Genomic DNA, 21,172 nt, shown 5'->3' on the forward strand with positions numbered 1-21,172 from the left:
ATTATCTGGTAGCGCCGTTTTACCACCCCTCCAAACACAGCCTACCGCCATGTCCCCGACCCGCACTTCCCGTGGCCGATTTCCGGTCGCGCGCCCCCTCGTTGCCGCTCTTTCCGCCCTGCTGCCGCTGGTAGCAGCCGCCCAGGAAACCCCCGCTGCCAAGGATCCGGTTGCCCTCGACGCCCTGCAGGTGACCGCGCAGCGCCGTGTCGAGAACGCCAAGGACGTGCCGGTCGCGGTCTCCGCGATCCAGGGCGAGAAGCTGGATGTGCTCGGCTCGGCCGGCGATGACATCCGCTTCCTGGCCGCACGCGTGCCCAGCCTCAACATCGAGTCGTCCTACGGTCGTGCCTTCCCGCGCTTCTACATCCGCGGCCTGGGCAACACCGACTTCGATCTCAATGCATCGCAGCCGGTGTCGCTGGTGTACGACGACGTGGTGCAGGAAAGCCCGCTGCTGAAGGGCTTCCCGCTGTTTGACCTGGCCAACGTGGAAGTGCTGCGTGGCCCGCAGGGCACCCTGTTCGGCCGCAACACGCCGGCCGGTGTGGTCAAGTTCGATTCGGCGCGCCCGTCGCAGGATGCCGATGGCTACATCCGCGTCGGCTACGGCAGCTACAACAGCTGGAACGTGCAGGGCGCCTACGGCGGCCCGCTGACCGACCGCTGGTCGGCACGCGTCTCGGCGATCTACCAGCGCCGCGACGACTGGGTCGACAATACCCGTGTCGGCGCTCCCAACAGCGGCTTCGAAGGCTATGACGAAGCCGCCGGCCGCGTGCAGTTCCTGTACGAAGGCGACGACTTCGAAGCGCTGTTCAACCTGCACAAGCGCAAGCTCAACGGCACCGCACGCCTGTTCCGCGCCAACATCATCGAGAAGGGTGGCAACTCGCTGGTCGAGAACTTCGATCGCGACAAGGTGGCCAACGATGGCGTCAACTTCTCCGACCTGAAGACCTGGGGCGGCAGCGCGCGCCTGCAGTGGAACCTCGGCTCGGTGACGCTGCACTCGATCACCGGCTATGAAACCGCCGAATCGCTCAACCGCGGTGACATCGACGGTGGTTACGGCGCGGCGTTCCTTGGTGCCGGCAACTACGGCCCGGGCCTGATTCCGTTCTCGTCGGAGTCGGCTGATGGCCTGCCGCATCACCGCCAGTGGACGCAGGAATTCCGCATCGAGTCCAACGAGTGGGGCCGCTTCGACTGGCAGGCCGGCGTCTTCTACTTCGATGAAGACGTGACCATCAACAACTTCAACTACGACTCGCTGGCCCCGGGCAATCCGCAGACCGGCCACGTGGTGCAGAACCAGCGCAACAAGGCCTGGGCGGTGTTCGCCTCGGGTGACTTCGACGTTACCGACCGCTTCAAGCTGCGTGCCGGCGTGCGTTACACCCAGGACAAGAAGGACTTCAGCGCGAGCGTGCTGCAGGCCGTTCCGTTCGGCACCCCGGTCAGTGGCCCGTACCTGGCCAACACCGACGTCAACGACGTCAGCTGGGACCTCAGCGGCGTCTACAAGCTGACCGACGACATCAACGCCTACGCCCGCGTGGCCAAGGGCTTCCGCGCGCCGTCCATCCAGGGCCGCCTGGCCTTCGCGCCGGGCCTGTCGCAGGCTGATTCGGAGAAGGTGATCTCGTACGAGGCCGGCATCAAGGCCGACCTGTTCGAGCGCCGCGCGCGCCTGGGCCTGAGCGTGTTCCGCTACAACGTCGATGGCCAGCAGCTGATCGCGGTGGGCGGCACCAACAACACCGCCACCCTGCTCAACGCCAACAAGACCATCGGCCAGGGCGTCGAGCTGGACCTGGAGGCCTACCTGGCCGACAACGTCCTGCTGACCTTTGGCAGCAGCTACAACGACACCGAGATCAAGGACAAGAACCTGGCGGTGGCGATCTGTGGCGGCGGCTGCACCATCACCGACCCGACCACCGTGATCAACGGCCAGACCTATGCGCTGGTGAACGGCAACCCGCTGCCGCAGGCGCCGAAGTGGATCCACAACGCGACCCTGCGCGTGGGCTTCCCGCTCAGCGATGGCAGCGAGCTGTACGCCTACACCGATTGGGCCTACCGCAGCGCGGTGAACTTCTTCATCTACGAGTCGCCGGAATTCCGCGGCCGTAGTTCGCTGGAGGGCGGCCTGCGCCTGGGCTACAACTGGGATTACGGCCAGTACGACGTAGCCGTGTTCGGCCGCAACCTGACCAACCAGACCCGCGTGGTCGGCGCGATCGACTTCAACAACCTGACCGGCTTCCTCAACGAGCCGCGTACCTGGGGCGTGGAGTTCACCGCGAAGTTCTGATGCGGTGGCTGCGGTAATGCAATGAAGAAGGGCCGGCGCAATGCCGGCCCTTCTGCTTCATACCGTCAGATCCCTTCCCTTCGGAAAGGGCTCTGACCCAGGATCGTTGCTTACAGCGCGCTCTGCGGGCGGATCTTCAGCACGGCATTTTCGGTAGCGCAGTCGCGGCTGGAGTGCAGGCCGGCCTTGCGCGCGGCAGCGATTTCCCTGCGTGCGGCCAGCAGGTCCTTGTTGAACGCGGCGTTGTCATGCAGGCGGGCCACGGCGGCGGCGCCCATGAAGCGGCCTTCGAGGATGTCGCTCTGCCAGTGCACGTTGCACACCAGGCGGCTCTCGCCGTAGTTGCGGCCGCGGGCCTGGATGGCATCGGCGCGGTCCGGCGCGATCTCGGACAGGATCAGTGCCCAGGCCCAGCCGATCGAGGTGTGGCCGGACGGGTAGGAACCGTTCTTGCGCAGGCCTTCCTCGTCCTTCGGCGAGCAGGTCGGCTCACCGTTGACCATGAACGGGCGCGGGCGCTGGTAGTGGTTCTTGGCCGCCTTGGTGGCGGCGCTGGCATCGATCCGGCTGCGCTCGAGCAGTCGGTACAGCGCCGGGGTCTTCACCGCATCGACGTCGATGTCGGCGGCGCAGGAGAAGTGGTTGGCGCCTTCGGGGAAGCCGAGTTCGGCATCGACGCCGGCCTGGGCGAAGCGCGGGCTGCCACGCAGCGCGCGGGCTTCACGGCTGACCTGTTCGTCCAGGGCGAGGGCGGCCGAACCGGCGACCGGTGGTGCCGGCACCAGGTCCAGGCTGGCCGGTACCGCGCTCTTGTCGAGATAGCCCACCGCCTTGGTGGTGATGTTGGCTTCGACAGCGGTCGGCTTGGCGGCGGTGGCGGCGCAACCGGCCAGGGCCGCGACGACGGCGAGGCCGAGCAGTGGGCGGGCAGGGTGGGAAATCAGCGACATGGGCAGGCTCCGGGCAGAAAACATCGCGCCATGATCGCAGCCCCCATACGACACCGCAGTGGCCATCGGTCATACGGCCAGACCCGGCATGGTCATCGCAGCGGTATGAAAAACGTCATCGACTGTCGTCAGTCTCCTGAATCCGGGCGCAGCGCACGGACTTTCACACGGCCGCGCCATGAGCATCGGCACAACGGTGATCGACAGGCCGTCCAGTTCCAGCCGGGTCGGGGGGATCCGCTGACAGAGGGAGAGAAGCGATGCGCAGCACCGCAACAGGAAGTACCGTCCTGGCCCTGCTCCTCGGGCTGGCAACCGCCCCGGCGCAGGCCGCCGACGTGGTCGGCGTGGCCTTCGTGCATGGCACCGGCGCGCAGACCAATGCCACCCAGGACTACTGGCAGCCGGCGATCATCGACACCGTGCGCCAGGGCCTGCCGAACAGCAGCAACTACGTCGTCATCAACTGTGACTTCACCCAGTACATGTGGAAGCCGGAAGCCGCCGGCTGCCTGGCCAACCAGTTGACCAGCTTCATCGACAGCCGTGGCATCACCCAGCTGGTGGTGATCACCCACTCCAACGGCGGCAACGTGATGCGCTGGATCCTGTCCAACCCGACCTACGACAGCCGCTATCCGAAGATCATCCGCACGGTGCGCAAGGTCAATGCGCTGGCTCCGTCCTCGGCCGGTACACCGCTGGCCGATGCGGTGCTCAACGGCAATACCTTCGAAACGTCGCTGGGCTGGCTGCTGGGCTACAAGAACGACGCGGTACGCCAGCAGCAGGTGGCGAGCATGGCCACCTACAACGCGCAGAACCTGTACGGCACGGCCGGTCGCCCGGCGCTGCCCAAACCGTTCCGTGCGGTGGTCGGCAGCGATGTGGAATCGGCGGTGTGGGACAGCAACAGTTACTGCGGTGGCTATGCAGCCAATGTCGGCCTGGAGTTCACCCAGAACTGGCTGTCGTCCTGCTCCGATGGCTTCCTGGAGTGCAGCAGCCAGAAGGCCGCAGGCACCACCTGGTTCACCGACAAGGCGCGCACCCAGGGCGCGGAACCACTCAGCCATAACCAGAGCCGGCGCGAGTGCTTCGGCCTCGGCACCCTGCTGCGCAACGACCTGAACCAGTGAGGGAGACGACCATGACGATCCATTCCACCCTGCTGGCCAGTGCGGTGCTGGCCGTGCTGTCCCTGTCCCTGTCCACGGCGCAGGCCGCGCAGCCTCTGCAGGCCGCCCGCGCGGGCGATCAGGTGCCTGCCGCATTGGTGGCCGCGCCGCTGCCGGCTGATGAAAGCGAACACGCACCGTTGTCGTTTGCCTGGGCGCTGGACCCGGCACAGCCGCTGCAGGCGGCCACGCCGTATGCCTCGGTCAGCCGCAGCTACTGGCAGCAGGTCGATGGCACGCAGCTGCAGCGCGGCCTGGACCTGCCGCTGACGGCGCCCGATGCGGTGATCCAGCTGAGCCCGGCCGCAGGTGCCCGCGCAGTGCCGGCCAACACCCTGCAGGTGCGCGATCCGGCTGGCCGCAGTAGCGTGGCGCGTAGCGTCGATGCGCGCGCGCTGCAGGATGCCGGCATGCCGGTGGGTGATGGCAGCAGCATGCTGCGTACCGGCGCGACCAGTGCGGCCGGTGCGTACACCCTGCAGAGCGCACAGGCGCAGGGTCGCTATGTGGTGCAGGTGCTGGAGCCGAACAGCCCGCTGCGGCTGGAAGTGCAGGCCAACCAGGCGCAGGTGCTGGCCGGTGGGAACGTGCAGCTGCAGGCACGCCTGCTGGAAGACGGCGCCACCACCGCGCAGCTGGCATCGCGTCGTGGCGGCCTGGGCGGTGAAGCCCTGCTGGTCGCGCCGGATGGCCGCAGCTGGCCGCAGCGCCTGCTGCGCACCACCGATGGCAGCCTGCGCGCGCAGGTACGGATCCCGGCCGATGTCGGCACTGTGCAGGGCCTATGGGAACTGCAGGTGTTCGCCCAGGCCGATGGCGTGCTGCGCGATGGCAAGGTGGCCTTCGCGGTGGCACGGCCGACCGCGCGCTTCAGCGGCCAGGCGGCACCGGACCCGGCCAGCCGCCAGGTGGCGCTGCCGCTGCAGGTGGCAGCGGCCGGACGCTACGAGGCGCGGGGCACGCTGTATGCCACAGCCCGCGATGGCCAGTTGAAGCCGGTCGCGCAGGCACATGCGGCCGCGTGGTTCGATGGCCCGGGCGCAGGCCAGCTGGTGCTGCCGTTCGACCAGGCCGCATTGCCGGCCGGTTTCGGTGCGCCGTACGAGTTGCGCGACCTGCAGCTGCAGGACCAGAGCCGGATGGCACCGATCGAGTCGCGTGCGCTGGCGTTGAAGTTCTGAGCAAGGGTGCAGTGGGCCGGGATATCCGGCCCGCTGCACTGCGCATGTCGATCACCCCGCATATGCGGTCAGCCGGCCTTCCTGCTCGCAGACGGTGATCGCGCCGCCGAACACCGCCGACAACGGTTCGTTGCGCAGCAGTTCGGCACGTGTGCCGTCGGCCAGTACGCGGCCGTCGCGCAGCAGCACCACCCGTTCGATCTCGGGAATGATCTCTTCGATGTGGTGGGTCACCAGCACCAGGGTGATGCCCTGCTGCGCCAGCACCCGCATGGTTGCCACCAGCTGTTCGCGGGCAACCAGGTCCAGCCCGGTGGAAGGTTCGTCCAGCAGGAGTGCCTGCGGCCGATTGACCAGCGCGCGGGCGATCAGCACGCGGCGGGTCTCGCCGGCGGACAACTCGGCGTAGGCGCGGTCGCGCAGGGACAGCGCGCCGGTCATCGCCAGTGTCTCGCCGACGCGTGCACGCATGTCAGCGGTCACCTCGCGGAAGGCTGGTACCACGTAGCTGGCAAAGAAGCCGGACAGCACCGCCTGTTCCACGGTCAGCCCGGGCATGTCGGCCAGGTTGCTGCTGAGGTCGCCGGTGACGATGCCCAGCTGAGAGCGCAGCCGGTCCACCTGCCAGCGGTTCTGGCCCAGGACCTTCACCGCCACCGAGCCGTCGCCCTGGGCCAGCGGGTACAGCTCGCGGGTGATCAGCTTGATGAAGGTCGACTTGCCGCAGCCATTGGGGCCGAGCAGGGCGGTGTGCTGGCCCTGCGCGATGCGCAGGCTGAGCCCGTGCAGCACCTTCACCTGGCCGCGCACCACGGTGGCACGGTCCAGTTCGATCAACGGGGGCTGCTCCGCGACGGGCGGGGCGGCGGTCATGGCGCTGGCGCGTGGATCAAGGCTCGACAACTCAGGTCCCCAACTGTGAACGGTGCCACGGATGGCGATGCGAAGCACCGCCGCAGGGATGCAGTTTGCAACGCAAGCGCCCATCATGTCTGCCATCCCCGCGTCGATCCGGAGAGCTGCCATGCCTGATGCCCTGATGTCCCTGTTGACCGGTGGTGTGCTCGGCCTGGGCTGGTGGGCCATGCTGGCGGTGTTGCTGGTCTTCACCCAGATCACCATCTTTTCGGTGACCCTGTACCTGCACCGCAGCCAGGCCCATCGCGGGGTCGATTTCCACCCGGCGCTGGCCCACGTGTTCCGCTTCTGGCTGTGGCTGACCACTTCGATGATCACCCGCGAGTGGGTGGCCATCCACCGCAAGCACCACGCCAAGGTGGAGACCGAGGACGACCCGCACAGCCCGGTCACCCGCGGCATCGGCAAGGTGTTCTGGCACGGCGTGGAGCTGTACCGGGAGGCACGCGGCATGCGCGCGGACATCGAGCAGTACGGGCGCGGTACCCCGGACGATGCGGTCGAGCGCCATCTGTATACCCCGCACGCCACGCTGGGCCCGGTGCTGCTGCTGGCGATCAACAGCGTGCTGTTCGGCCTGCCCGGCGTGGCCCTGTGGGCGATCCAGATGGCGTGGATCCCGTTCTGGGCCGCGGGCGTGGTCAATGGCCTGGGCCACTGGTGGGGGTACCGCAACTACGAGTCGGCCGATACCTCCACCAACCTCACGCCGTGGGGGTTCTGGATCGGTGGCGAGGAGCTGCACAACAACCATCATGCCTTCCCCAGTTCGGCGCGCTTTGCGATGCGGCGCTGGGAATTCGACATCGGCTGGAGTGCGATCCGCCTGCTGCAGGCGCTGCGCCTGGCGAAGGTGCTGCGGGTGGCGCCGGCCATGGACGTGCGCCCGAACATCGCTGTGCCCGATGCCGAGACCCTGAAGGCGCTGCTGTCGCACCGCTTCCAGGCGATGACCGATTACCAGCGCAACGTGTTCATGCCGGCCCTGCGCGAGGAAGCCGCGCAGGCTGGGGCCAAACTGCGTCGCCTGCTGCCACGCCGGTTGCGCAGCGGCCTGGTCAACGATGGCCGCTGGCTGAAGCCGGACAGCCGTGCCCAGCTCAGCGCATGGGTGGAACAACGGCCGCGCATCCGCACGCTGGTCGAGTACCGCGGGCGATTGGCTGCGTTGCTGGAAGCCCGTGGCCACGATGCCGCCGAGCGCCTGCATCAGCTGCAGGCGTGGTGCCGAGAGGCCGAGGAAAGCGGTATCGCGGCGTTGCAGGCCTACGCCGCACGGTTGAAGGGCTACAGCCTGGTGGGCGCGTGAGGGCAGGGTACGGGTTTCTGCTGGCGGTGCTGCTGCCGGGCGCGGCGCTGGCCCAGGTCACCGACACCGCCAGCTATCTGCAGCGGATGGACAGCGATGGTGACGGCAAGGTCAGCGAGGCCGAGTACGTTCAGTGGATGCTGTATGCCTTCGACCGCATGGACCGCAATGGTGATGGTGTGTTGACGGCCGAGGAGCTGCCCGGCGGCAAGGGGAGGGCGATCAGCCGCGAGCAGCAGCGGCAGGTGATCGTGCAGCGCTTCCACAAGCAGGATGCCAACGGTGACGGCTTCCTGGATGCGCGCGAACTGGCGGCGCCTCCGCGCTAAAGATTCCCGGCGCGCTGCCGATGGTGGGTTCGACGCGATCCCGGGGTGCCGGTCGATCCGCACGGGTAAGGCGAGCTGGCATGTCGACCGCGATGGATCACGGTAGGGGGAAGGACATGGAAGGGAGTGCAGTGCCATTTCGATGATCGATGCCGAACGGAATCGCCTGCACTGGCCTGACACGACCCAAGGATCCCCCATGAAATCGAACCCACCGCTGCTGGCGGCCGCGCTGCTCGGCAGCCTCGTTATCGCCGCGCCCGTGCTGGCCAATGAGCCGCCCCCGTCCGACGCGGCGACGGCTGCAGACGTTCCCGTCGCTGATGCCGGCGTTGTTGCCGCCACGGAAGACACTGTGGCGGCCACCGTGGCCGAGGTACCCGCCTGGGAAGGCCGGGTGCCGTTGAGCGTCAAGCTGCAGATGGGCGCAGATGGCCAGCCGGTCGGCGACAAGACGCTGCGCCTGGTGCAGCGTTCCACCACCGGCAAGCTGGTGGCCGCGCAGGTTGCCGTCTCTTTGTTTTCCGGCACGCTCGGTGGCAGCTCGTTCAAGAAGGACCAGCTGAAGGGAACCCGGGTCGAGACCGTTCCGAACCCGGCCTTCGGCTATCTGCAGGACCAGGTGCGCCTGCGCCTGGCCGAGTACTTCACCGCGCATCCGGGCGCCGTGCCGGCAGAAGCACGGCCGGTGCAGATCACCGCCGATGGCTTCACCCTGATCTACAAGGAACTGGGCGATGCCGATACCCAGTACGAGCTGCGCCAGACCCAGCACGTCGGCTTCCCTTATACCCGCAAGCTGTTGCGCCTGGTCGGTGGCGAAGGCGTGCAGTGCCAGGTGGACGAGCCGGTGGCCGCCCCCCTGGACGCCTGGCAGGCTGACGACTACGCTTTGGTCAAGCAGACGGCCGAGCGCTACAGCGACCAGTGCCTGGCCCGGTTCGTGGAAACGCTGCCGTCGCTGTTCCCGGACCGTTCCGCCGCTGCGGCACCGGTTCCGGCGGAGCCGGCGCGCGCCGGGCAGGACGCCTGATACCCGTCGCTGCCGGGGATCATTCGCTGGCAGCGACGGCCAGGTGCCGACGGCAGAGCAGGGATAGAATCCCTGCATGCCTGAATTGCCCGAAGTCGAAACCACCCGCCGCGGCCTGGCGCCGCACCTGCAGGGCCGCCGCGTGCATGGGGTGATCCTGCGCCGTGCCGACCTGCGCTGGCCGATTCCACCGGAAGTGGCCGAGCTGCTGCCGGGGCAGCGCATCGAGGACATCCGCCGGCGCGCCAAGTACCTGCTGCTGGATACCGCCATCGGCAGCGCGCTGCTGCACCTGGGCATGTCCGGCAGCCTGCGCGTGCTGCCCGGTGATACCCCGCTGCGCGCACACGACCACGTCGACATCAGCCTGGACAACGGCCGCCTGCTGCGTTTCAACGACCCGCGCCGCTTCGGCAGCCTGCTCTGGCAGCCGGCCGGCGAGATCCACCCGCTGCTGCAGGGGTTGGGCCCGGAGCCGCTGGACGAAGAGTTCGACGGCGACTACCTGTTTGCGCGCAGCCGTGGCCGCAGTGCGCCGGTGAAGACCTTCCTGATGGACCAGGCGGTGGTGGTGGGCGTGGGCAACATCTACGCGGCCGAGAGCCTGTTCAAGGCCGGCATCAGTCCGCTGCGCGAGGCGGGAAAGATCTCGCGCGAACGCTACCAGCGGCTGGCCGACGCGGTGAAGGAGATCCTGGGCTACGCCATCACCCGCGGCGGCACCACCCTGCGCGATTTCATCAGCCCCGATGGCGCGCCGGGCTACTTCGAACAGGAACTGCTGGTGTACGGCCGCGACGGGCTGCCCTGCCCGAACTGCGGCCGCGCGCTGAAGCACGCCACCATCGGCCAGCGCGCCAGCGTCTGGTGCAGCCACTGCCAGCGCTGAGCCGGCGGCCAGCGGTAGCTGAACGGGCAGGGCGTGTCTCCGCTGCCCGTTAACGTTTGTCTGCCTATGATGGCCGACCTTCCTTCTGTGCCTGACGCGCCTGCATGCAACGACGCGACTTCATCCGCAATGCCTCCCTCGCCCTGGCTGCATTCGGCCTGCCGTCCCTGCCCGCGTGCGCGGCCAGCAAGAGCGGCCAGATGGGCCTGCGCCGCCTCGGCCAGCCGCAGCCGTTCGACTTCGCCACCCTGAAGGGCCAGGCGCGCGCGCTGGCACAGGCGCCCTACAAGAGCCACAAGCGGGTGCTGCCGGGCCGTCTGGAAGGACTGGACTGGGACCAGTACCAGTCGATCGGCTACCGCCAGGACCACGCCCTGTGGGCCGACCAGCCGGGCAAGTTCCAGGCCAAGTTCTTCCACCTGGGCCTGTACTTCCATTCGCCGGTGCGCATGTTCGACGTGGTCGACGGCAAGGCGCAGGAGCTGGCCTATGACGGCGCGGCGTTCAACTACGGCAAGAGCGGCATCAAGGATGGCGAGCTGCCGGCTGACCTCGGCTTCGCCGGTTTCCGCCTGAACACCCGCAAGGATACCGACCGCGATTTCGCTGCCTTCCTCGGCGCCAGCTACTTCCGCGCGGTCGGCAAGGAAGGCCAGTACGGCCAGTCCGCGCGTGGCCTGGCGATCGACACCGGTATGGGCAAGCCGGAGGAATTCCCGGACTTCATCGCCTACTACCTGGAACAGCCGTCGGCCGATTCGGAGACGATCGTGGTTTACGGCCTGCTGGACTCGCCCAGCGTGGCCGGCGCCTACCGCTTCGCGATCACCAATGGCGACGTGCTGCTGATGGACATCGACAGCGCGCTGTACCCGCGCAAGGCGATCGAGCGGTTGGGCATCGCCCCGTGCACCAGCATGTACCAGGTGGGCGAGAACGACCGCCGCATGGCATGGGACTGGCGCCCGGAGATCCACGATACCGATGGTCTGTCGCTGTGGACCGGTGCCGGTGAATGGATCTGGCGCCCGCTGCTGAACCCGCGCAACCTGCGTTTCAACATGTTCGTGGACCGCAACCCGCGCGGCTTCGGCCTGCTGCAGCGCGACCGCAACTTCGACCACTACCAGGACGACGGCGTGTTCTACGAGAAGCGCCCGTGCCTGTGGGTGGAGCCGAAGGGCGAATGGGGCGAGGGCTCGGTGCAGCTGGTGGAGATTCCCACCGTGGACGAGACCTTCGACAACATCGTGGCGTTCTGGAACCCGAAGGAAAAGCCGCAACCGGGCCAGGAGCTGCTGGTCGGCTACCGCCTGTACTGGGGCGCCGAGCCGCCGGCGCGCCCGCCGCTGGCGCACTGCGTGGCCAGCCGTACCGGCCTGGGCGGCGTGGTCGGCAAGAAGCGCGAGTACTTCAGCTGGCGCTTCGCGGTGGACTTCGAAGGCGGCGAACTGGCCAGGCTGATCGACAAGGGCGAGGTTGAAGCGGTGGTGGAAGCCAGCCGCGGCCGGGTCGAGATCGTGTCGGCGCGCCCGCTGCGCGAGATCAACGGCTACCGCGCGATGTTCGACCTGGTGCCGCCGGAAGGCAGTACCGAGCAGATCGACATCCGCCTGTTCCTGCGCAGTGGCGGCAAGACCCTCACCGAAACCTGGCTGTACCAGTACACCCCGCCGCCGGCCGGCGCACCGGAGCGGACGCTGTACTAAGAAGGGGCTGGGTTTGCAGGGCTTGCAGCCCTGCACCTGCTGACGTCAACGTCAACGTCAACGTCAAAAGCGGGCATTCCGTGGGATGGCGGGGTGGGTCCGGTTGAGGGGGACGGCGTAAATACGTCCATGTAGCCTCGGTCGCGCCATCCATGGCGCTCACGCCCCCTCAACCGGACCCACCCCGCCTTCGACAGATTTCTGCGATCTGTCGGAGCAACTCGTGGGGTCAGATCCGTTTTCCGAAGGAAAACGGATCTGACCCAGAATTTCATTCGATACCTGACAGATGTGTCGACCAAGGTCGACACCTACCAACAGCCGTGGGGATCTGTCGAAGGCGGGGTACTGTGGGTTTGCGGGGTGTGAGCGGCATGGATGCCGCGACCAAGCCCCCATGGACGGGTTTACGGCGTCCCCGCAAACCCACAGTGCCCCGCCATCCCATGGATAGCCCGCTTTTGCCGTTGCTCTGGCTCCGGCCTCGGCAGGTGCAGGGCTGCAAGCCCTGCAAAAGAACACCCCTTACAGCGGCAGGGGTGCCTGCGCCGGATCGATCCGTCCTTCGCCGCGGGTGATCTTCTTGAACTCGGCACGGCTGACCGACACGTAGCGGTCGTTGCCACCGATCTCCACCTGTGGGCCGTCCTGCACGGCGTGGCCATGCTCGTCCACGCGCACCGTCATCGTCGCCTTCTTGCCGCTGTGGCAGATGGTCTTGATCTCCTGCATCTCGTCGGCCCAGGCCAGCAGGTACTGGCTGCCCTCGAACAGCTCGCCGCGGAAGTCGGTACGCAGGCCGTAGCACAGCACCGGAATGCGCAGCTGGTCGACCACTTCGCTGAGCTGCCAGACCTGGGCGCGGGTCAGGAACTGCGCCTCGTCCACCAGCACGCAGCCCATCGGGCCGTTGGCTGCCAGATCCTGCTCGACCCAGCGCTGCAGGTCGGTATCGCGGTCGAAGGCCATGCCATCGGCACGCAGGCCGATCCGCGAAGCGACCACGCCGGCGCCGGCACGGTCGTCCAGGCGCGGGGTCAGGATCGCCACCCGCATGCCGCGTTCGCGGTAGTTGTGTGCGCTCTGCAGCAGGGTGGTGGTCTTGCCGGCGTTCATCGCCGAATAGTAGAAGTAGAGCTTGGCCATCGGCCAATTCTAGTCGCCACCCGGCCCGCCGTCGCGGATCTGCCGCGGTGCACCGATCTCGATGCTGGGCCGCAGCCGGGTGTTCTGCCAGATCTGTTCCTGCAGGCACCAGTAGGCCGCCGGTTCCCAGAAGGCATCGCGGTAGTAGTCATTGCCGGTGACCGGCCGGTTGGCCTCCGGCCCCTCGCCCAGCGCCATGCGCAGGCCCGGGTTGACGAAGCCGGTGCGGCTGCCGGTCATCGCATTGCGGGCGGTCCGCAGCGCGGTTTCCATGCGCGGCTTGGCCACGGCATCGCCGTACTGCGCGTAGAGCGCAGGGCCTTCGGCCAGCACCCGTTGGCGCTGCCCCGCATCCAGCCGTTGCCAGTAGCGCTCGCGTTCAACCAGCAGGTCGCGGTAGCCGCGCTCGGCGGCCAGGTCCATCCAGATGTAGGCCAGCACCGGGTCGGCGTCGATGCCGATGCCTTCCTGGTACATGCGGGCAACCAGTGACTGCGAGAACTTGTCGGCGTACAGGCTGGCGCGCTGGAACCGCAGCCGTGCCTGTGCCGGCTTGCCGCGTCGCCACGACAGCTGGCCCAGGTCGCGCCAGTACAGGTCGGGATGGGCCTGCAGGAAACCCTCGGTCAGCAACGCCGAGGGGATCGACGCGGCCGGGTCGAGCGCGCAGGCGCTGGCGGCGGCGTACCCGGGCGCCAGCAGTGCCAGCGCCAAGGCAACGATGGCCTGGCAGGCGCGGATCATCGCCCCGACCTGGCCAGTTCCTCGTCCTGCCATTGCCGGTAGGCCACCGGATCCCAGTAGCGGGCCAACTGGTGCTTCTCCGGTTGCAGCACACGGGACCCGGCATCGCCGCGGCCCTGGCTGCGCATGGCGCCGCTCCAGCCGGCGCGGCTGCCGGTCTGCTGCATGCTGCCGGCCCGCAGTTCGCGTTCCAGCCGTGGCGTCGCCGCCGGGTCGCCGAATTCGGCGTACAGCGCGCGGCCCTCGCGCACCGCGCGCTCGCGTTCGTCGGCGGACAGCGCCTCCCAGAAGCGTTCGCGCTGCACCACCAGCCACTCGGTGCCGCGCTCGGCCGCCAGGTCCATCCACGCGTAGCCCAGCGCGCGGTCGACCGGGCCGCCTTGCCCGTTCCACAGCATGTCGGCCAGCGCCGCCTGTGACAGCTTGTCGCCGTAGCGCGCGGCGTTGCGGAAGTCGTTGCGGGCTTCTTCATGGCGGCCCCGTTCGCGGGCCTGCATGCCGAGCCCACGGAAGCGCAGGTCCGGATGGTAGACAAGAAACTCGTGCGACTGCAGCACGATCGTTTCATAGGCATCGGCGGGCGGCGCCGGGCTGGACCCGGCCGCAGGCAGGGCCAGCAGGCCGAGCAGGGTGGCCGCCAACGGGCGGGCGATGATGCTCAAGGACATGGACCACGCTCCTGTGTTCCGGTGCCGATTCAATACCTTACGGCCGGGCACCATGCAAGTCAGGTGGGCCTGCCGGCACCCCGCTACAATCCTGTCCCCATGCACGGTCTCAATCCTCCCCAAGCTGCCGCGGTCCTGCACATCGAAGGCCCGTTGCTGGTGCTCGCCGGCGCCGGCAGCGGCAAGACGCGCGTGATCGTGGAGAAGATCGCCCACCTGATCGGCTGTGGCCGCTACCCGGCCCGCCGCATCGCCGCGATCACCTTCACCAACAAGTCGGCCAAGGAAATGCGCGAGCGCGTGGCCAAGCGCCTGCGCGAGCAGGACGCCGACGAGGTGACCATCTGCACCTTCCATGCGCTGGGCCTGAAGTTCCTGCAGATCGAACATGCCGCCGTGGGCCTGAAGCGCGGCTTCTCGATCTTCGATGCCGATGATGCCGCCGCGCAGATCAAGGACCTGATGTACGGCGCCAAGCCCGATGACATCGAGGACATGAAGAACCTGGTGTCGCGTGCGAAGAACGCCGGCCTGTCGCCCGAACAGGCGATGGCTGCCGCGCGCAGCAACCGCGAAAAGGAAGCGGCCAGCGTCTACGAGCGTTACCAGCTGCGGTTGACCGCGTTCAATGCGGTCGACTTCGACGACCTGATCCGTCTGCCGGTGCAGATCCTGGAAGAGAACCCGGAGATCGCCCTGGCCTGGCGCGAGCGCATCGGCTACCTGCTGGTGGACGAATGCCAGGATACCAATGACGCGCAGTACCGCCTGCTCAAGCAGCTGGCCGGTGACAAGGGCAATTTCACCTGCGTGGGCGACGATGACCAGTCGATCTACGCCTGGCGCGGCGCCAACCCGGAAAACCTGCAGCAGATGGGGCGTGATTACCCCGCACTGGAGATCATCAAGCTGGAGCAGAACTACCGCTGCTCCAACCGCGTGCTGCGCGCGGCCAACGCGCTGATCGCCAACAATCCGCACGAGCACCTGAAGAAGCTGTGGAGCGACCAGGCCGACGGCGAGCGCATCCGCGTGTGGGAATGCCGCAACAGCGAACACGAAGCGGAAAAGGTTGCGGCCGAGATCGCCTTCGTGGCGCAGTCGCGCAACGTGCCGTGGAGCGATTTCTGCATCCTGTTCCGCGGTAACTTCCAGTCGCGCCCGCTGGAAAAGGCGATGCAGCTGCTGCGCATTCCCTACCACCTGACCGGCGGCACGATGTTCCTGGAGCGCCAGGAAGTGAAGGACACGCTGGCCTGGCTGCGGTTGCTGGTGAACCCGGACGACGACACCGCGTTCATGCGTGCGGTGCAGTCGCCCAAGCGCGATGTCGGTGCCGGCACGCTGGCCAAGCTGGCTGAACTGGCGCAGGAAAAGGACATGCCGATGGCGCAGGCCGCCGAGGCGATCGGCGCCCTGCAGCAGTTGCCGCCGCGTGCGGCCAACAGCCTGGCGCGCTTCACCGACATTCTGCGTGACCTGCGCGCGCAGACGCGCCAGATCAGTTCCGGCGACATGATCCGCAAGGTGGCCAAAGAGTCGGGCCTGCTCAGCGAACTTCGCCAGCAGGCGAAGGAAGAAGCCAGTTACCAGCGCCGAGCCAACAACATCGAGGAACTGGCGCAGTGGTTCGAGGGCGGCCCGCGCGGTGCCACCGCCGCCGACCTGACTGGTCAGCTGGCGCTGCTGTCGCGCAGCGACAAGGACGAGGGCGGCAACCAGGTGCGCATGATGACCATGCACGCCTCCAAGGGCCTGGAATTCCCGTACGTGTTCATCGTCGGCTGCGAGGATGGCGTGCTGCCGCACCAGGTCAGCCTGGACGAAGGCAACCTGCAGGAAGAGCGTCGCCTGCTGTACGTGGGCATCACCCGCGCCAAGATCCAGCTGTGGATGAGTTACAGCAAGCTGACCCGCAAGTTCGGCGAGCACGTGCGGTTGAAGCCGAGCCGGTTCTTCGAGGAGATTCCGGCCGAGGAGATCCAGCGCGATGGTGCTGATCCGGTGGCCGATGCGGCGCGCAAGAAGGAGCGGGCGAGCGCGGGGTTGGCGGCGATCGAGGCGTTGTTCGACTAAGCCGCTCCAACGGCGCCGCCCCTCCGTGGTGGAGTGCGCGTTGGTCCTGCGGTGTGGCCGGTCGGGGTGGGTTCGCGGGGGACGCCGTAAACCCCCAGACCGGCCCAGCCACTGGGGGCTGTGCGTTCGGGCGCTTGCGAAGCAGTACTTCGCAAGCAAAGCGCCCTCACCCCTGGGGGCTTAGCCGCGCCATCCATGGCGCGGATACCCCCGCGAACCCACCCCGACCGGCCTCTGACAGATTCCGGGCGCGTCCTTCCACGGCAATGCAAGGAAAATCAAATTCAACAGCCGGGGGTTGAGGCAGAATCGGGGTTTCGGCTGGAGGTCTGCGCGTGCATCCGATTGAAAGTGAACGCCTGCGACTGCGTGCGATCGAACCTGATCGCGATGCGGCGCCGATGCTGGCGCTGTTGAATGATCCGGGCTTCCTGCGCTTCATCGGCGACCGAGATGTGCGCAGTGAAGAGCAGGCGAGGGAGTACATCGCGCTGCGGGTGCTGCACAGCTATGCGTTGAACGGGTTCGGCATGTATGCCATCGAGCGCTTGTCCGATGGTGCCTGGCTGGGCAATGCCGGGCTGGTGCGGCGGGATGGCCTGCCGGGGCCGGATATCGGCTATGCAGTGCTGTCGGAATTCGCCGGGCAGGGCTATGCCGGCGAGGCGGCGCGGGCGGTGTTCGCGCATGCACGTGCGGAGCTGGGCATCGTGGATCTGTACGGCATCACCGACCTGGACAATGTGGTGTCCGGGAAGATCCTGCTGGGCCTGGGCATGCAGGAACGCGGGGTGATCCAGCTGCCGGGCGTGGACAGCCCGAGCCGGTTATATGCCTCGCCGGGTGCGGCCGAGGTTTGATCGTGGTGGGTGCCGACCGTTGGTCGGCACTGCATCGGCAGGACATCCGGTAGTGCCGGCCGCTGGCCGGCATCACGGTGAACCTGGGTTGCCGGCCAGCGGCCGGCACTACCGCATGTGGACGTTCAACCGCGCAGTTCGGCCAGCTGTGCCTGCAGATCGGCCACGGCCGCTTCCAGCTGGGCCACGCGCTCGGCCAGGCCCGGGTCGGCGGCCTCGCTGCCACCGCCGCTGCCGGCGTACTTGGCCGCCAGCGCCGCGCCGTCCACCTCGCCGCACAGCAGGTGCATGTAGCGGTCTTCGCGCTGGCCGCTGGCGCGCGGCAGCACCACCAGCAGCGCGCGCTGCTGCAGGCGCTCGATGGCGTGGCGGGCTTCGTCGGTGTCGGCGAAGCGATGCAGGCGTTCGCAGCGCGTCACCAGCTCGCCCAGCGTCTGCGGCCCACGCAGCAGCAGCAGCGCGAGCAGCACGGTCTGCTGCCGGGTCAGGTCCAGCGCGGCCTGCAGGCGGTGCTCGTAGCGGTCGGCACGCGAGGAGAAGTGCTGGCGGGCCAGGCCCAACGCCTCCAGCTGGCGCAGCGCGTGCTGCACGCTGCCGGCGTCCACGTTCATCACCGGCTCGCGCGCGGTCTTCTGGTTGGCCGCCGATTGGGCGGCGTTGACCGTCAGCGGGTAGGTGTCCGGGGTGGTCGCCTCCTTCTCCACCAGGCAGCCCAGCAGGCGGGCCTGCACGGCGTCGAGCAGGGGGACGTCGGGGATCTGGGTGGAATCGGTCATGGCGGCCTCCGGAAGGGCAACGGGTCAACCGCCAAGCATAGCCGTCCCAGGGCCGGCTTTGCCGGTAAAATGCGCCGGTATATCTGATTGCCGGTGAACCCATGCGTCGTCCCGTTTCCCTGTCCCTGACCCTGCTCGCCACCGCGGCGCTGGGCCTGTCCGCCTGCAAGCGCGTGGATGCGCCTGCCGCTGAAGCCGCGGCCCCGGAGGCCCCGGCCGCCGCCGCCAAGGCCGGTGGTGCGCTTGATGCCACCGCCAACGACAACCTCAACGCGGTGCTGTGGATGCAGCGCGCGCAGGAGTACAAGGCGATCACCGAGCAGACCTACCGTGCCGCCGCCGACCACCTGGATGCGGCGCTGAAGGAAGCCCACTGGGACGCACTGGTGCCGGAAGAGCGCGGCAACGACGCCAAGGGCCTGAAGCCGGCCGTGGTGCTGGACGTGGACGAGACCGTGCTGGACAACTCGCCCTACCAGGCGCGCCTGGTGCGCGACGGCAAGGAATACGACGAGCTGACCTGGGACCAGTGGGTGGCCGAAAAGAAGGCCAAGGCGATCCCGGGCGTGGTTGATTTCGCCAAGGCCGCCAACGCCAAGGGCGTGACCCTGCTGTACATCTCCAACCGTGCCGTGCACCTGAAGGACGCGACCCTGGCCAACCTGCGCGAGCAGGGCCTGCCGGTGGCCGATGACAGCGTGTTCCTCGGCCTGGGCACGGTGGTGCCGGGGTGCGAGCAGAACGGCAGCGAGAAGAACTGCCGCCGCCGCCTGGCCGGGCAGAAGTACCGCGTGCTGATGCAGTTCGGCGACCAGCTGGGTGACTTCGTCGAAGTGACCGCCAACACCAACGATGGCCGCGACGCGCTGCTGCAGCAGTACCACGACTGGTTCGGTGAGCGCTGGTGGATGCTGCCGAACCCGACCTACGGCGGCTTCGAGCCGGCGCAGTTCAACAACGACTACAGCCAGTCGCGCCAGGCCCGCCACGACGCCAAGCGCGCCGCGCTGGACTACGCACCGTGAGCCGCGCACCGCTGCCGCTGCGCGATGACGAGCGCCTGATCTTCGCGCTGGACGTGCCTGACCGCGCGCAGGCGCTGGCGTGGGTCGATCGCCTCGGCGACAGCGTGGCGTTCTACAAGATCGGCATGGAACTGCTTGCCTCCGGCGAGTACTTCCAGGTGCTCGATGAGCTGGCCCGCCGCGACAAGCGCGTATTCGTCGACCTGAAGTTCTTCGACATCCCGGCCACCGCTGCGGCCGTGATCAAGCGCCTGTCGCAGTGGCCGGTCAGCTACGCCACCATCCATGGCTGGCACCCGGCCATGATGGAGGCCTGCGCGGCTGCCAACAGCAGCGACATGCGCCTGCTGGCGGTGACCGTGCTGACCTCGATGGGGCGCCCCGACCTGGCGCAGATGGGCATCGACCGCGAGCCGGTGGACGTGGTGGTCGAGCGCGCGCTGGCCGCCCAGGCCGCCGGCATCGACGGCGTGATTGCGTCGGGCCAGGAAGCCGCTCCGATCCGTGCCGCCACCGGCGCTGGGTTCTCGATCGTCTGCCCGGGCATCCGCCCCGGTGGTCCGGTCGGCGATGACCAGAAGCGCACCGTTGGCGTGGCGCAGGCCTTTGCCGATGGCGCCGATGCCATCGTGGTCGGCCGCCCGATCCGCCTGGCGGCCGATCCGCAGGCTGCAGCACGGGCAATCCAGCAGGAAATCGCGTCGGCTCTGGCTGCCCGCTGAGCCCAGCGCCGACGCCGGTCACGCCGGCACCACGAACGCCATCCCGATCCATGCGGGATGGCGTTCGCATTTGTGGGTCTGCACCTGTCGCACACAGCGTCACGCACCGGAACTGTGCGCGCGTTCGCGCTGTGGGCCTCTCCACTGTTCCCCAATCGATGCACCGGCACGGACCGCGGCCGCGCCGGTTTCAACCATCGATAGAGGAGTACAGGGATATGTATCGCAGCACCTCTTTGTTCATCGGCCTGCTGTTGGCCGCGTCTGCCGTACCCGCCATCGCTGCGCCGCAGGCACGCGAAGTACCGCGCATCATCGGCGGTGAAGCGGCTCCGGCCGGCGAATACCCGTTCATGGTCAGCATCCAGGGCATCTTCGACGGCGATTCGGATCATGACCGCCACTTCTGCGGGGGCACCCTCATCTCACCCTCGTGGGTGCTCACCGCCGCGCATTGCCTGCAGGGCGAACAACCGATGGGGTTGGCGGTGCTGGGGGGCCAGGCCGCACTCTCCACCGACGCCACGCGACGACCGTCCAACGTCAAGGCGATCCACGTCCATCCCGCATTCAACAGCGGCAATTCGCTGGAGCACGACGTGGCCCTGATCCAGCTCAGCACCCCCCTGGACGGTGCACAGCCGGTGGCACTGCGGCTGCGGCCCGACGCCAGTTATCTCAAGCCGGGCCGCGAATTCACCGTGATCGGCTGGGGGGACACCGACATCGGCGATGGCCGGATCTACCCGACTCAGCTGCAGACCGTGCAGGTGCCGTTCGTTTCCTTCACCGAATGCCAGCAGGCCTATGGCGGTGAATTGTCACGCGGCAAGGTCATCTGCGCCGGCCGCGAGGGTATCGACAGCTGCCAGGGCGATTCCGGCGGGCCACTGCTGCTGCGCCTGCGCGATGGCTGGACCCAGTTCGGCATCGTCAGCTGGGGTGAGGGCTGCGCGCTTGCTGGCTACCCGGGCGTTTATGCCCGAATCGCCGAAAAACATGCCGTAGATTTCATCGAGGCCGTCTGGCAACGTGATTTATTCAATAAAATCAATTAGATACATCGCATTACGTGAAGTGTTGCCTTAACTTGAGCGGCAGCGTAGGATCGCCGCCATCCGGTCCTTGGACCGGACATGTGCCACAACACTGTCCTCCGGCCTCGTGCCGGCTTGAAGAGCCTGTGATCCCCGTGATCCGGGCTCTTTTTTTATCCCGGTGGCGGCTCTGCGGTCAGATCCCTCCTGCCCGCGGCAGAAGGGATCTGACCCCCTTGGCTGGAAACCGTGACCGCGCGGCTTGCCGCTGTCACGTCGCAGGCCGCAAGATGCGGGCCGGT

The 21,172-nt window shown here is 67.7% G+C and carries 19 protein-coding genes; 13 read left to right on the forward strand and 6 right to left on the reverse strand.

Annotated elements, in window-relative coordinates; translation table 11 throughout:
* Positions 1 to 49 precede the first annotated feature (49 nt).
* A complete protein-coding gene (locus EGM71_RS00165; RefSeq protein WP_188486921.1) occupies positions 50 to 2,320 on the forward strand; it encodes a TonB-dependent receptor in 2,271 nt (756 codons plus the stop codon).
* Between the two features lie 110 nt (positions 2,321 to 2,430).
* Here the strand turns inward: EGM71_RS00165 and EGM71_RS00170 are convergent, their stop codons facing one another.
* Positions 2,431 to 3,270: an acid phosphatase gene (locus tag EGM71_RS00170; RefSeq protein WP_188486923.1), complete on the reverse strand. Its 840-nt coding sequence runs from the start codon at positions 3,268 to 3,270 to the stop codon at positions 2,431 to 2,433.
* Positions 3,271 to 3,530: 260 nt separating this feature from the next.
* On the opposite strand from EGM71_RS00170, the gene EGM71_RS00175 reads away from it, so the two are divergent.
* Positions 3,531 to 4,409, forward strand: a complete 879-nt coding sequence (locus tag EGM71_RS00175; protein ID WP_188486925.1) for a hypothetical protein — start codon at positions 3,531 to 3,533, stop codon at positions 4,407 to 4,409.
* Positions 4,410 to 4,420: 11 nt separating this feature from the next.
* Positions 4,421 to 5,629: a DUF4785 domain-containing protein gene (locus EGM71_RS00180; RefSeq protein WP_188486927.1), complete on the forward strand. Its 1,209-nt coding sequence runs from the start codon at positions 4,421 to 4,423 to the stop codon at positions 5,627 to 5,629.
* Between the two features lie 51 nt (positions 5,630 to 5,680).
* Here EGM71_RS00180 and EGM71_RS00185 read toward each other — a convergent pair whose 3' ends face one another.
* Entirely contained in the window at positions 5,681 to 6,502 is an 822-nt protein-coding gene (locus EGM71_RS00185; RefSeq protein ID WP_100441066.1) for an ABC transporter ATP-binding protein, read from the reverse strand.
* A gap of 151 nt (positions 6,503 to 6,653) precedes the next feature.
* Between EGM71_RS00185 and EGM71_RS00190 the strand changes: the two genes are divergently transcribed.
* From EGM71_RS00190 to EGM71_RS00210, 5 genes are all read left to right on the forward strand, one after another.
* The gene (locus EGM71_RS00190; RefSeq protein ID WP_188486928.1) at positions 6,654 to 7,856 is read left to right on the forward strand and encodes a DesA family fatty acid desaturase; all 1,203 of its coding nucleotides are present in this window, start codon (positions 6,654 to 6,656) and stop codon (positions 7,854 to 7,856) included.
* Positions 7,853 to 8,185 (forward strand): EF-hand domain-containing protein, encoded by a 333-nt coding sequence (locus EGM71_RS00195; protein WP_109814673.1) that lies wholly within the window; start codon positions 7,853 to 7,855, stop codon positions 8,183 to 8,185. Before EGM71_RS00190 ends, EGM71_RS00195 begins: the two co-directional genes overlap by 4 nt.
* Before the next feature lie 199 nt (positions 8,186 to 8,384).
* A complete protein-coding gene (locus EGM71_RS00200; protein WP_188486930.1) occupies positions 8,385 to 9,218 on the forward strand; it encodes a hypothetical protein in 834 nt (277 codons plus the stop codon).
* Between the two features lie 76 nt (positions 9,219 to 9,294).
* Complete coding sequence (gene mutM, locus EGM71_RS00205; RefSeq protein ID WP_188486932.1) at positions 9,295 to 10,107, forward strand: bifunctional DNA-formamidopyrimidine glycosylase/DNA-(apurinic or apyrimidinic site) lyase; 813 nt, start codon at positions 9,295 to 9,297, stop codon at positions 10,105 to 10,107.
* Between the two features lie 104 nt (positions 10,108 to 10,211).
* A complete protein-coding gene (locus EGM71_RS00210; RefSeq protein ID WP_012509627.1) occupies positions 10,212 to 11,816 on the forward strand; it encodes a glucan biosynthesis protein in 1,605 nt (534 codons plus the stop codon).
* Positions 11,817 to 12,341: 525 nt separating this feature from the next.
* Here EGM71_RS00210 and EGM71_RS00215 read toward each other — a convergent pair.
* From EGM71_RS00215 to EGM71_RS00225, 3 genes are read right to left on the reverse strand one after another with little or no spacing between them, the layout of a single operon-like run.
* Complete coding sequence (locus EGM71_RS00215) at positions 12,342 to 12,962, reverse strand: thymidine kinase (RefSeq protein ID WP_008264720.1); 621 nt, start codon at positions 12,960 to 12,962, stop codon at positions 12,342 to 12,344.
* A 9-nt stretch (positions 12,963 to 12,971) separates the two neighbouring features.
* Positions 12,972 to 13,706 carry an SEL1-like repeat protein gene (locus tag EGM71_RS00220; protein ID WP_223224516.1) on the reverse strand — a complete coding sequence of 245 codons (735 nt, stop codon included), beginning with the start codon at positions 13,704 to 13,706 and terminating at the stop codon, positions 12,972 to 12,974.
* Positions 13,703 to 14,374 (reverse strand): SEL1-like repeat protein, encoded by a 672-nt coding sequence (locus EGM71_RS00225; RefSeq protein WP_188486934.1) that lies wholly within the window; start codon positions 14,372 to 14,374, stop codon positions 13,703 to 13,705. Before EGM71_RS00225 ends, EGM71_RS00220 begins: the two co-directional genes overlap by 4 nt.
* A 99-nt stretch (positions 14,375 to 14,473) precedes the next feature.
* Here EGM71_RS00225 and EGM71_RS00230 point away from each other — a divergent pair, with 99 nt between their 5' ends.
* Positions 14,474 to 16,450, forward strand: coding sequence for a UvrD-helicase domain-containing protein (locus EGM71_RS00230; RefSeq protein WP_188486936.1), 1,977 nt, complete (start codon positions 14,474 to 14,476; stop codon positions 16,448 to 16,450).
* Positions 16,451 to 16,785: 335 nt separating this feature from the next.
* Positions 16,786 to 17,310 carry a GNAT family N-acetyltransferase gene (locus EGM71_RS00235; protein ID WP_188486938.1) on the forward strand — a complete coding sequence of 175 codons (525 nt, stop codon included), beginning with the start codon at positions 16,786 to 16,788 and terminating at the stop codon, positions 17,308 to 17,310.
* 125 nt (positions 17,311 to 17,435) lie between these two features.
* Here the strand turns inward: EGM71_RS00235 and EGM71_RS00240 are convergent, their stop codons facing one another.
* Positions 17,436 to 18,086: a YceH family protein gene (locus tag EGM71_RS00240; RefSeq protein ID WP_188486939.1), complete on the reverse strand. Its 651-nt coding sequence runs from the start codon at positions 18,084 to 18,086 to the stop codon at positions 17,436 to 17,438.
* 101 nt (positions 18,087 to 18,187) lie between these two features.
* Here EGM71_RS00240 and EGM71_RS00245 point away from each other — a divergent pair, with 101 nt between their 5' ends.
* From EGM71_RS00245 to EGM71_RS00255, 3 genes are all read left to right on the forward strand, one after another.
* On the forward strand, positions 18,188 to 19,111 hold the full coding sequence (locus EGM71_RS00245) for a 5'-nucleotidase, lipoprotein e(P4) family (protein ID WP_188486941.1): 924 nt from the start codon (positions 18,188 to 18,190) through the stop codon (positions 19,109 to 19,111).
* Positions 19,108 to 19,833, forward strand: a complete 726-nt coding sequence (gene pyrF, locus EGM71_RS00250; protein WP_188486943.1) for an orotidine-5'-phosphate decarboxylase — start codon at positions 19,108 to 19,110, stop codon at positions 19,831 to 19,833. Before EGM71_RS00245 ends, pyrF begins: the two co-directional genes overlap by 4 nt.
* A 218-nt stretch (positions 19,834 to 20,051) precedes the next feature.
* Complete coding sequence (locus EGM71_RS00255; protein ID WP_188486945.1) at positions 20,052 to 20,891, forward strand: S1 family peptidase; 840 nt, start codon at positions 20,052 to 20,054, stop codon at positions 20,889 to 20,891.
* Positions 20,892 to 21,172: the final 281 nt, after the last annotated feature.

The sequence above is a fragment of the Stenotrophomonas maltophilia genome (assembly GCF_006970445.1).
Classification (GTDB): domain Bacteria; phylum Pseudomonadota; class Gammaproteobacteria; order Xanthomonadales; family Xanthomonadaceae; genus Stenotrophomonas; species Stenotrophomonas maltophilia_AU.

Bases quoted from the DNA above. Each gene is read 5' to 3' on its own strand.
- EGM71_RS00230 (WP_188486936.1), top strand. From the start codon at position 14,474: ATGCACGGTCTCAATCCTCCCCAAGCTGCCGCGGTCCTGCACATCGAA.
- EGM71_RS00180 (WP_188486927.1), top strand. From the start codon at position 4,421: ATGACGATCCATTCCACCCTGCTGGCCAGTGCGGTGCTGGCCGTGCTG.
- EGM71_RS00200 (WP_188486930.1), top strand. From the start codon at position 8,385: ATGAAATCGAACCCACCGCTGCTGGCGGCCGCGCTGCTCGGCAGCCTC.
- EGM71_RS00255 (WP_188486945.1), top strand. From the start codon at position 20,052: ATGTATCGCAGCACCTCTTTGTTCATCGGCCTGCTGTTGGCCGCGTCT.
- EGM71_RS00225 (WP_188486934.1), bottom strand. From the start codon at position 14,374: ATGTCCTTGAGCATCATCGCCCGCCCGTTGGCGGCCACCCTGCTCGGC.
- EGM71_RS00240 (WP_188486939.1), bottom strand. From the start codon at position 18,086: ATGACCGATTCCACCCAGATCCCCGACGTCCCCCTGCTCGACGCCGTG.
- EGM71_RS00165 (WP_188486921.1), top strand. From the start codon at position 50: ATGTCCCCGACCCGCACTTCCCGTGGCCGATTTCCGGTCGCGCGCCCC.
- EGM71_RS00185 (WP_100441066.1), bottom strand. From the start codon at position 6,502: ATGACCGCCGCCCCGCCCGTCGCGGAGCAGCCCCCGTTGATCGAACTG.
- EGM71_RS00170 (WP_188486923.1), bottom strand. From the start codon at position 3,270: ATGTCGCTGATTTCCCACCCTGCCCGCCCACTGCTCGGCCTCGCCGTC.
- EGM71_RS00245 (WP_188486941.1), top strand. From the start codon at position 18,188: ATGCGTCGTCCCGTTTCCCTGTCCCTGACCCTGCTCGCCACCGCGGCG.
- EGM71_RS00190 (WP_188486928.1), top strand. From the start codon at position 6,654: ATGCCTGATGCCCTGATGTCCCTGTTGACCGGTGGTGTGCTCGGCCTG.
- mutM (WP_188486932.1), top strand. From the start codon at position 9,295: ATGCCTGAATTGCCCGAAGTCGAAACCACCCGCCGCGGCCTGGCGCCG.
- EGM71_RS00220 (WP_223224516.1), bottom strand. From the start codon at position 13,706: ATGATCCGCGCCTGCCAGGCCATCGTTGCCTTGGCGCTGGCACTGCTG.
- EGM71_RS00210 (WP_012509627.1), top strand. From the start codon at position 10,212: ATGCAACGACGCGACTTCATCCGCAATGCCTCCCTCGCCCTGGCTGCA.
- EGM71_RS00175 (WP_188486925.1), top strand. From the start codon at position 3,531: ATGCGCAGCACCGCAACAGGAAGTACCGTCCTGGCCCTGCTCCTCGGG.
- EGM71_RS00215 (WP_008264720.1), bottom strand. From the start codon at position 12,962: ATGGCCAAGCTCTACTTCTACTATTCGGCGATGAACGCCGGCAAGACC.